Origin of the sequence: Streptomyces sp. NPDC050211 (genome assembly GCF_040656035.1) — a bacterium.
Lineage (GTDB): Bacteria > Actinomycetota > Actinomycetes > Streptomycetales > Streptomycetaceae > Streptomyces.
In genome coordinates, this window is the sequence record NZ_JBFALC010000042.1 from 79,719 (window position 1) to 89,777 (window position 10,059).

Genomic DNA, 10,059 nt, shown 5'->3' on the forward strand with positions numbered 1-10,059 from the left:
GCGGCGTGCGGCGCTCCGGAGCCCTGGACGACGCAGCGGCACCGCCCGGACAGGCCGGGCGGTGCCGCTGTATGCGATATGCGGTTGTCTTGGCCTGAGCCGTCACCCCGAGTCGACGGCGCCGGGCGGCTTGGTGAGAGCCTCGCCCTAGCTTTCCGCCAGGATGTGTGAGAGCTCCTGATCCAGATCGAAGTGACGATGCTCGGTGCCGGGTGGCACCGCCGCATCCGTGCGCTTCAGAAAGGACTCCAGAGCCCTTGCCGGGGCCTCCAGCAGGGCCTCGCCCTCCGGAGAGCTCAGGGCGATGCAGACGACGCCCTGGCCGTGACTGCGCGACGGCCAGACGCGGACGTCGCCGGTGCCCGTGGGCCGGTGGAGGCCCTCCGCGAGCAGGTCGCGGGCGAACACCCACTCGACGGTCTCCTCGGCACCGGTGTGGAAGGTGGCGTGCACGGCGTAGGGGTCGGCCGTGTCATACCGCAGGCCTGCGGGGACAGGCAGGGAGGACTCGCTCGACACAACGAGGCGCAGGTGCAGCTCGCAGCTGACCGTGGTGTTCATAAGCGCCAGGGCCTTTCGCTCAGTGTGCGCTCGGGGATTCGCACGTCGGCGAAATCGACATGCCACCTACGGTGCCGTTGTAAACCCCTCTGAGTGTTTTGCGTGTCTTTACGTAACTCTTCCGGCCGAGAACCAGTTCGCGAGGTACCTCCATTCCGGTGACCGGTTTCTCTCCGGTAGGGTTTGGCCGTATGAATACGGGGAGTGACAAGCCTGGCGAGGTCGCCATGGCTGCGGACGAGACGAAGGCGGACGGGGCGAAGAGCGAGCAGGCGCTCGGCTCGAGAGCACCGGAGTTCATCAAGGCGCGCCGGGTGCTGCACCTGAGCTGGCAGGTCGGCATCTTCGCCGTCGGCCTCGCGGTCGTGGTCGTGGGTATCATCCTGCTGCCCCTGCCCGGACCGGGCTGGGTGATCATCTTTGGTGGCATGGCGATCTGGGCGACCGAGTTCGTCTGGGCTCAGCTGGTGCTCCGCTGGACCAAGCGGAAGGTCACCGAGGCGGCACAGCGCGCGCTCGATCCCAAGGTGCGGCGCCGCAACATCATCCTGACGACGATCGGGCTGGTGATCATCGGGGTGCTCCTCGGGATCTACCTCTGGAAGTTCGGCGTCGTCATGCCGTGGAAGATCAAGGACCAGTGAGCCGCGCGGGGGTGCCTGTGACCGGTTGCCTTCGGTCACTGGCACGCCCTGACATGGGGTAATGTTTTTCCTGCGCCCGGGCGATTAGCTCAGTGGGAGAGCGCTTCGTTCACACCGAAGAGGTCACTGGTTCGAACCCAGTATCGCCCACCGGGAACGGCGGCCCGTTTGCGAGAGCAGGCGGGCCGCCGTCGTGTGTGCCTCCGGCCCGCCGCGACGAGCGTGACGGGCCCGTCCCTGGGCCCGCTCCCAACTCCCCGCCTCACGCGGCGAGTTTCGGCCGCCCGCCGTACCCGTGCGACAGGCCACTTCCCGTTCGGCCGGCCGACCCCACGCCCCTCACCTGCGCCATCACCTCGCCCGCCGCGACAGTTCCCGTCCGAACCCTCTCTGATCGCCGGTCCGGGCCGCAAGAAATTCCTGTCCGAATCATTGACGCACCCTCAACCCCTTCGTACCTTGTGCCAGCAAGCGCTTACTTGAAACGATTCATGCAGGCGGCAACGACGCTGCGGGGAGGGGCCCGACTGTGGGAACCAGCAGGAATGTTGAGAGGCGTACGATCCTGAAGGCGGCCGGAGCCACGGCGGTCACGCTGGGGCTGGCCGCGACGACGGGCTGCGGCGGCGACGGAGGTACCTCCTCCGATGGGACGGTGACGATCCGTTACGCGTGGTGGGGTGCCGAGGACCGCGCCCAGCGCATCAACAAGACCATCGCGCTCTTCGAGAAGAAGTACCCGAAGATCAAGGTGAAAACGGACTTCCAGCCGTACACCGACTTCTGGAAGAAGTTCAACACCCAGGCCTCGGGCGGAAATCCGCCGGACGTCTTCCAGAATGCCATTGGATTCCTGCGGAAATACGACGCGAAGAATGTGCTCCTCGACCTCAAGGCCCAGGTCGACGCGGGCAATCTCTCCATGGACGGCTTCCGGGCCGGCCTGGACAAGTTCGGCGAGATCGACGGAAAGCTCCTCGGAGTTCCGGTCGGCTCCAACTCGATGGCCCTGGTCATCGACAAGCCCGTTTACACCAAGGCGGGCGTGAAGCCGGAACAGGGCTGGACCTGGGACGACTTCGACGCGGCGATGAAGAAGATCCGCGACAAGACGGGGCGCGCCGGTGACAGCGGCATGTACGGCGTCATGTACCTCTACGACCTGTACCTGCGCCAGAACGGCAAGGCCTTCTTCACCGAGGACGGACTCGGCTTCACCGAGGCGGATCTGACCCAGTGGTGGACGAAGGCGAAGAAGGGCGTCGAGGAGGGCGTCTACGCGGATGCCAAGAAGGTCGCCCAGGTCAAGCCCAAGTCGGCCGTCTCCGCGGAGATCGCCGCCGGCGAGTTCACCTGGGACAACTTCACCGTTCGCTACACGTCCGAAGGCAAGAGCGAGTACGGCCTGGCGCCCATTCCGACCACCGACGGCAAGAAGACCGGCCAGTACCTCGGCTCCCTCATGCTCAGCGCCTCCAAGCGCACCCAGCACCCCAAGGAAGTAGCGCAGTTCATCGACTTCATGGTGCACGACCCCGAGGTCGCCAAGATCATGGGCTATGACCGCGGTGTGCCCGCGACACAGGCCCAGTACGACGCGTTCAAGCCGACCGACGAGGTGAACAAGGGGATCGCCGCCTACGAGGAGTCCCTCGTCGACTCCGGCGTCCTGGAGCCGATCACCCCGCACCCGAACGGCGCCGACATCTGCGAGGCCGCGTTCCTGCGCATCGCCGAGGAACTCGCCCTGGGCACCCGCTCCGTGGACGAGGCCGTCAAGCAGTTCTTCACCGAGTCGAAGACGGCTCTCGTCGCCTGATGGGAACCACCGTGACACACGCCCCTGCGATGGAGGGCCTGACCCAGGACTCCGAGCCGCGGCACGGTCCGGTGAAGCCCGCGCGCCCCGCCGCCCTCAAGCGGCGGCGGCGCCGGGAGAACCTGGCCGGCTATCTCTTCATGTCCCCCTGGATTGCCGGGTTCCTGCTGCTCACGGCAGGCCCGATGATCGCCTCGCTCTACTTCGCCTTCACCGACTACAACCTCTTCGACTCACCGAAGTGGATCGGCCTCGACAACTTCTCCGAGATGTTCGGCGACCCCCGCTGGCGCCACTCGGTGCAGGTGACGATGTGGTACGTCGTCGTCGGCACGCCGCTCAAGCTGCTCGCCGCCCTCGGTGTGGCGCTGCTGCTCGCGCAGAAGCGGCGCGGACAGGCCTTCTACCGGGCCGCCTTCTACGCGCCGTCGCTGATCGGGGCGAGCGTCTCCGTCGCCATCGTCTGGAAGGCGATCTTCTCGGACGACGCGATCGTCGACCGTACGCAGAAGATCTTCGGGATCGACGTCGGCGGCTGGACCGGCGACCCGGAGCTGATCATCTACAGCCTGGTGGCCCTCACTGTCTGGCAGTTCGGCGCCCCCATGGTCATCTTCCTCGCTGGACTCAAGCAGGTCCCGCGTGAGCTGTATGAGGCCGCCGAGGTCGACGGTGCGGGCAAGCTGAGGCGGTTCTGGAACATCACGCTGCCGATGATTTCCCCGGTCCTCTTCTTCAACGTCCTGCTGGAGACGATCCACTCCTTCCAGATCTTCAGCTCGGCATACATCGTCGGCGGCGGAGCCGGAGCCAACGCCTGCGGTCCCGCGGACGGTTCGATGGTGTACACCTGCTACCTCTACGTCCAGGGCTTCGAGAACAGCCGGATGGGCCTGGCCTCCGCCATGGCCTGGATGCTGCTGGTCGCGGTCGCCCTGGTGACGGCGGTGCTGTTCTGGTCCCAGAAGCGCTGGGTGCACTACGAGGAGGGCGCCCGATGAGCGCACAGGCCACCGACATCACGCCGGGCGCCTCCACGAAGGCCGGGGCTCTGCGCCGTAGGCTGCCGGGCTCCCTCGCGTGGCACGTGGGGTCCCTTCTGATCCTCGCGGTGATCCTCTATCCGGTGATCTGGGTCATCGGCGGCTCGTTCAAGAAGAGCGAGGACATCGTCGGCAGTCTGGATCTCTTCCCGACCGATCCGATCACCGACAACTACACACGGCTGTCCGACGGCATCGCGGACATCTCGATCTCCACGTTCTTCGTCAACTCGCTCACGCTGGCGATCGGTTCCGTGGTCGGGATCCTCGTGTCCTGCTCGCTGACGGCGTACGCCTTCGCGAGGATCCGCTTCGCGGGCCGCGATCTGCTGTTCACGCTGATGATCGGCACCCTCCTGCTGCCGTATCACGTGCTGCTGATCCCGCAGTACGTGCTCTTCCGCAACATGGGGATGATCAACACGTACACCCCCCTGCTGCTGGGGAAGTACCTGGCGATAGAGGCGTTCTTCGTCTTCCTGATGATGCAGTTCATGCGCAATCTGCCCAAGGAGCTCGACGAGGCGGCCCGTCTCGACGGCTGCGGGCATCTGCGCATCTACTGGTCGATCGTGCTCCCACTGTGCCGCCCGGCCCTGATCACCAGCGCGATCTTCACCTTCATCAACTCCTGGAACGACTTCATGGGGCCGCTGATCTATCTGAACGAGCCCGACAAGTACACGGTCTCACTCGGCCTGAAGATGTTCGTTGACCAGGAGGGCGTGGCCAACTACGGCGGCATGATCGCGATGTCGCTCGTCGCCCTGCTGCCGGTGCTCGCCTTCTTCCTGGCCTTCCAGCGCTATCTGATCGACGGCATGGCGACGTCCGGACTGAAGGGCTGAGGCGGTCACGATGGCCCAGGTACGGGTGAAGCCGCGCAAGGAGTCGGTGTTCGCCGAGCGGTTCGCCGTCTTCGCCGAGTGTCTCCTCGCCGGCGTGTGGATCACGGTCGCCTCGCTCGGCGTCGTCACCTACCCCGCCGCCTTCGCCGCCGGTGCCCGGCATCTGCGGCGCCTCACAGCACACGAGAGCGGCGGATGGCGGGAGTTCGTGGCGGACTTCCGGGCGGCGGTGCGGCGCGGGTGGGCCGTCGGGCTCGCCGGGTGGCTCGCGGCGGCGGCTGTCTGGGTGGACGTCCAGGCCGTGCGCGCCGGGATTCCCGGGGGGCCGCTGGTGGGCGCCGTCGGGGTGCTCGCGCTGATCGGGCTCACCGTCGCCGGGCTGCGTGCGGCGGCGGCCTGGACGCCGGGCGCCCGCTGGCGGGAACTGCTCGCCGCCGCCGGACGCCGGACCGTCCTCGACCCCGCCGGCTCCTTCCTCGTCATCGCCGGCCTGGCGGTCGTGGCCCTGTCCGCCTGGTTCATCGCGCCGTTGGCGGTCCCCGTGCTGGGGGCCGTCGCGGCGGCGGCCATCGCCGTGGAGGAGCGGTATCGGCACCGCTGACACGCGGTGCCCGCGCACCGGGTCGGCGCCCTGGGCGTCGCACCTCTCTCTGTCATGCCCCTGACCACCCTGCACCCGCACGGAAAGGAAAGGCGGAAACTCTCATGTCTCCCATCCCTCGCAGGTCCCTCCTCAAGGCTGCCGCCGTCGCCGGAGCCGCCGCCCAGTTCAGCTGGGCACTCGGCACGAACGCGGCGGCTGCCCCCAGAGCCGAGGCCGCCGACGCGGACCCGGTGACCCTGGACTGGCTGGAGGACGGCGGCCTCGGCGCCGCACCCGGCTCCACGGTCGGCGTCCCCTGGCCGAAGGGCGCCTACCAGGCGGACCAGACCTTCGCGCTGACCGACGCCGACGGCAAGGCCGTGCCCCTCCAGTCCTGGCCGATCGCCTACTGGCCGGACGGCTCCCTCAAGTGGTCCGCACACGCGGTGAGTTCGGGCAACGGCAAGCTCACCCTCACCGCCGGCGAGCCCACCGCCCCCGAGCACAAGGTCACCGTCGACAAGAGCGGCGGCACCATCGACATATCGACCGGCGTCATCACCGCGAAGATCGGCACATCGGGCGCCACACTGGTCAAGTCCGTCACCCGGGGAGCGACGGAGATCGCGCGCAACGGCCGGCTCGTGCTGCTCCGCCAGCCGGAGATCGAGGACGGCGACCAGGGCACCGTGAAGTACGAGCGGTTCGAGGGCGCCATCGGCGAGGTGACCGTGGAGCAGGAGGGCCCGGTCCGCGCGGTCGTCCGCATCGACGGCAAGCACCGCAAGGGGAAGCGCAGTTGGCTGCCGTTCTCCATCCGTCTGTACTTCTACGCCGGTGCCGACTCCTTCCGCATGGTGCACACGATCACCTACGACGGAACGCAGGAGCCGGGCAAGGCAAGCGGCGACTTCATCCGCGGTATCGGCGTGCGCTTCTCCGTGCCGATGCGGGACGAGTCGTACGACCGCCACATCCGCATCGGCGGCGAAGGCACCGGGCTGCTGCGCGAGGCCGTCAAGGGCATCACCGGGCTGCGCCGTGACCCCGGAGCGGCCGTCCGCACGGCCCAGTTCGAGGGCAAGAAGCTGCCCGACCCGTCCACCTGGGACCAGCGGGTGACCACCCGGCTGCAATACATCCCCGAGTGGGGCGACTACACCCTCTCGCAACTCTCCGCCGACGGCTTCGGTGTGCGCAAGCGCACCAAGAAGGGCCACGGCTGGATCCCCGCAGGCGGCGGCCGGCGGGCCAGCGGCTTCGGGTACGTCGGCGGCGCGAGCGGCGGATTCGCCTTCGGGCTGCGGGACTTCTGGGAGAAGTTCCCCGCCCAGCTCGACATCCGCGACGCCCAGACCGACGAGGCCGAGGTCACCCTCTGGCTCTGGTCACCCGAGGCACAGCCCATGGACCTGCGCTTCTACCACGACGGCATGGGCCAGGACACCTACCCCGAACAGCTCGAAGGCCTCAACATCACCTACGAGGACTACGAACCCGGCTTCGGCACGCCCTACGGCATCGCCCGCACCAGCGAACTCCTCTTCTGGGCCCACGACTCCACGCCGAGCGCCGAGGCGATGGCCGAGCAGGTGAAGGCCGTCAGGACACTCCCGCAGCTCGCCGCCCCGCCGCAGCAGCTCATCAAGGCGGGCGTCTTCGGCAAGCTGTTCGCCGAGCCCGACCGCTCCACCGGCGCCAAGGCGAAGATCGAGGACCACCTCGACTTCCTCTTCACCTACTACAAGGACCAGGTGGAGATGCGCCGTTGGTACGGCTTCTGGGACTACGGCGACATCATGCACAGCTACGACCCCAGCCGCCACCAGTGGTGTTACGACGTCGGCGGCTACGCCTGGGACAACTCCGAGCTCTCGCCCGACCTGTGGCTCTGGTTCGCGTACATGCGCTCCGGCCGCGCCGACATCTTCCGCTTCGCCGAGGCGATGACCCGGCACACCGGCGAGGTCGACGTCTACCACCTGGGCACATGGGCGGGCCTCGGTACCCGCCACGGCGTCCAGCACTACGCCGACAGCGCCAAGCAGCAGCGCATCGCCAACACCACCTACCGGCGCTACTACTACTTCCTCACCGCGGACGAACGCGTCGGCGACCTCATGCACGCCAACGTCGACTCCGACGAGACGTTCCTCGTCCTCGACCCCATCCGCAAGATCCGCACCGAGCCGTACACGCCCGACCGGAACGCTCTGTCGATCGGTTTCGGCACGGACTGGTCGGGGCTGGTGTCGGCCTGGCTCACCGAGTGGGAGCGGCGTGGCCCCAAGTGGGAGAAGGCCAAGGCGCGGGTCCTGTCCACAATGGAGACCATCGCCGCCCAGCCCAACGGCTTCGTCCAGGGCAGCGCGCTGTACGACCTGGACACCGGCAGGTTCGCCGTCGCGGCGGAGCCCAAGGTCGGGGTGTCCCACCTCTCCGCGATGTTCGGCCTGGTGGAGCTCTGCGCCGAGCTGATCGACCAGATCGACATGCCGAAGTTCAAGCAGGCGTGGCTCGACTACTGCCGCTACTTCAACGCCACCAAGGCCGAGCAGCGGGCACGCTACGGCTCCGATTTCGGCTCCCTGCTGCTCTTCCAGGGGCATTCACGGCAGGACGCGTACGCGGCCGTTCAGACCGGCGACGACAAGTTGGCGGCGCGGGCGTGGCGGCAGTTCTACAGCAGTGCGGACGCCTGGGACTACAAGGAGTCCACGGACTGGTCCACGAAGAAGATCGAGGGGCCGACCGGGTTGGTGCCTGGCAGTGAGGCGGCTTGGGTGTCTACCAACTCCACGGCGTTGTATGGGTTGGCGGCGATTCAGAATCTGGCGCTGGTGGGCACGAATATGCCGTAGCTGGTTGAGTGGTTCGTTGGCTGCGGGTGCGTGGGGGCTGGTCGCGCAGTTCCCCGCGCCCCTGACGGGGCGCTGTACTGCACCGGGTTTCACCAGCTCTGCTTAGTTCATCTTGCCCAGGGCCTCCCGTACTCGCCTGACATCCCGGATTCGTCGCTCGTACGTCGCACCTAGGGCGAGGAGCAGGAGGCCGGCGAGGGCGGGAGGGGCCCAGCGGGGGAGGGTGGTTGTCAGCTCGACCAGGTACGGGGTCAGTTCGTGCAGGGCGTTCAGGATGAGGACCGAGCCGCCTAGGAGTAGGGGTGCCTGGAGGTGGTTGCGGGCGCCCAGCAGGGTGATGAGGAGTGCCGTCGCGCCCAGGAGGAGGGGGCGTGGGCCGGGTTGGCCGGCCCAGACTGCGAAGAGGCTCGGCACGAGGGTTGCGGTGAGTCCGGGGGCGTACGCCGTCCAGGATGAGGTCTGTGGGTCGCGTTGCCTGCGCAGGGCGCCGATGAGCAGGGCGGGGACCGTGACCGGCAGTGTGTATGCCTCGGGGGTGGTGATGTCCCAGGACGCCAGCCGTACCCAGGTGGCCAGGACGAAGAGGGCGGCGGCGATGTAGCCGGCGGTGCGGCGGTCGGGGCGGAGGGCCGTGCCGGCCGCGATCACGCCCGACAGGGCGAGTACCAGGGCGAGCATCGGCGGTTCGCCGGCCGCCAGAGCGACGGCGACGAGGCCCGTGACCGCGCCGGTCACTTCCACGGCCGTCGTCGTCTTCTCGTCGACGTACGCCGCCAGAAGTGCGGCTGCCGCCGTGACCAGGAGCACGAGCAGCGCCGTGTGCTCCGGCCGCAGCTCCAGTGCCGCCCCCGACGCGACGGCGAGCGCGGTGGCGTACGTGAGGGTTGCGGCGGCGGGGAGTGGTTTGCGTGCGGCCGTCGCGAAGAGCGCCGTCAGGGACGCGAGCGTGGCCAGGGTGGCCGGTTCCGAGGCGAGGGCGAGGAAGGTGAGGCTCAGGGAGGTGACGAGGGCGAGGACGGTGGCCGTCGTCCGCCGGAGGAGCAGGAGGGCGGCGGTGAGGGCGCCCTGGATCAACAGGGTTTCGGTGTACGGCAGTTGGAGTGTGGCGGGGAGGGCTAGTGCGCTCGCCCACGCCAGGGTGAGGGACGCGTCCAGCGCCCGGGATCGCCATGCGGCTTCCCGGACCGCCAGGGCCAGTACCCCGGCGACCGCGGCGAGGACGAGGGGCGCGGTGGCCGTGTCCGGCGGCCATGGCGTCTCGACCGTGACCGCGTCGCGTGCCGAGTGCGGCGCACCCGACCACACGTGCTCCGCCCAGCCGACCGGCCCCAGGAGGGCGACGGCCACGACGGGTAGGGCCCAGAGCACGGCAAGGGCCTGTACGGCGGCGGAGGCCCACGCCATGCCCCGCCGTACGGCCTCCGGGAGCCGACCCGCCGTCGTGGCCGCCAACAGGGCGAGCCCGCACGCCAGATGGACCGGCACCGTCCACGCGACCGGCGGCGCGGGGCGCAGTGCGCCGCCGACCGCGGCGACGACGAGCAGGCCCGAAGTGAGCGCCAGTCCCTTCGCCTGCTTCTCGCCCGGCGCCTGCCAGGCCGCGCCGAGCGCGAGGGCCGCGGCCAGGAGGAGGAGCGCCGCCGCACGGGCGGCGGCGCGCGGGCCGGTGGCCGGCAAGCACCGCCAGCCGGCCCTCATAA

General features: G+C 68.7%; 8 protein-coding genes and 1 tRNA gene. 7 read left to right on the top strand and 2 right to left on the bottom strand.

The genetic code is table 11. The annotated features are described in order from the left end of the window. Positions 1-147: 147 nt before the first annotated feature. Entirely contained in the window at positions 148-561 is a 414-nt protein-coding gene (locus tag AB0I98_RS32950; protein WP_004002642.1) for an SsgA family sporulation/cell division regulator, read from the bottom strand. A gap of 191 nt (positions 562-752) precedes the next feature. On the opposite strand from AB0I98_RS32950, the gene AB0I98_RS32955 reads away from it, so the two are divergent. The 7 genes from AB0I98_RS32955 (at position 753) to AB0I98_RS32985 (ending at position 8,359) form a co-directional block, all read left to right on the top strand. Further along, complete coding sequence (locus AB0I98_RS32955; RefSeq protein ID WP_362948334.1) at positions 753-1,205, top strand: TIGR02611 family protein; 453 nt, start codon at positions 753-755, stop codon at positions 1,203-1,205. Positions 1,206-1,283: 78 nt separating this feature from the next. Further along, positions 1,284-1,355: transfer RNA gene (locus AB0I98_RS32960), tRNA-Val, on the top strand. A 379-nt stretch (positions 1,356-1,734) separates the two neighbouring features. Beyond that, a complete protein-coding gene (locus AB0I98_RS32965) occupies positions 1,735-3,024 on the top strand; it encodes an extracellular solute-binding protein (RefSeq protein WP_362948336.1) in 1,290 nt (429 codons plus the stop codon). Beyond that, positions 3,024-4,025, top strand: a complete 1,002-nt coding sequence (locus tag AB0I98_RS32970; RefSeq protein ID WP_362948338.1) for a sugar ABC transporter permease — start codon at positions 3,024-3,026, stop codon at positions 4,023-4,025. The genes AB0I98_RS32965 and AB0I98_RS32970 overlap by 1 nt, the downstream gene beginning before the upstream one ends. Beyond that, positions 4,022-4,915 carry a carbohydrate ABC transporter permease gene (locus tag AB0I98_RS32975; RefSeq protein ID WP_362948339.1) on the top strand — a complete coding sequence of 298 codons (894 nt, stop codon included), beginning with the start codon at positions 4,022-4,024 and terminating at the stop codon, positions 4,913-4,915. The genes AB0I98_RS32970 and AB0I98_RS32975 overlap by 4 nt, the downstream gene beginning before the upstream one ends. Before the next feature lie 10 nt (positions 4,916-4,925). Then, the gene (locus AB0I98_RS32980) at positions 4,926-5,516 is read left to right on the top strand and encodes a hypothetical protein (RefSeq protein ID WP_362948340.1); all 591 of its coding nucleotides are present in this window, start codon (positions 4,926-4,928) and stop codon (positions 5,514-5,516) included. Between the two features lie 104 nt (positions 5,517-5,620). Further along, entirely contained in the window at positions 5,621-8,359 is a 2,739-nt protein-coding gene (locus AB0I98_RS32985; protein ID WP_362948342.1) for a Tat pathway signal sequence domain protein, read from the top strand. Between the two features lie 102 nt (positions 8,360-8,461). On the opposite strand, the gene AB0I98_RS32990 is transcribed toward AB0I98_RS32985, so the two are convergent. After that, positions 8,462-10,059 (bottom strand): hypothetical protein (locus AB0I98_RS32990; protein WP_362948344.1); only part of this gene is annotated, 1,598 nt, incomplete at its 5' end.

What these genes read in the sequence shown, in the direction of transcription:
- AB0I98_RS32950 (WP_004002642.1), bottom strand. Translation starts at nt 561, where the DNA reads ATGAACACCACGGTCAGCTGCGAGCTGCACCTGCGCCTCGTTGTGTCG.
- AB0I98_RS32955 (WP_362948334.1), top strand. Translation starts at nt 753, where the DNA reads ATGAATACGGGGAGTGACAAGCCTGGCGAGGTCGCCATGGCTGCGGAC.
- AB0I98_RS32970 (WP_362948338.1), top strand. Translation starts at nt 3,024, where the DNA reads ATGGGAACCACCGTGACACACGCCCCTGCGATGGAGGGCCTGACCCAG.
- AB0I98_RS32975 (WP_362948339.1), top strand. Translation starts at nt 4,022, where the DNA reads ATGAGCGCACAGGCCACCGACATCACGCCGGGCGCCTCCACGAAGGCC.
- AB0I98_RS32980 (WP_362948340.1), top strand. Translation starts at nt 4,926, where the DNA reads ATGGCCCAGGTACGGGTGAAGCCGCGCAAGGAGTCGGTGTTCGCCGAG.
- AB0I98_RS32985 (WP_362948342.1), top strand. Translation starts at nt 5,621, where the DNA reads ATGTCTCCCATCCCTCGCAGGTCCCTCCTCAAGGCTGCCGCCGTCGCC.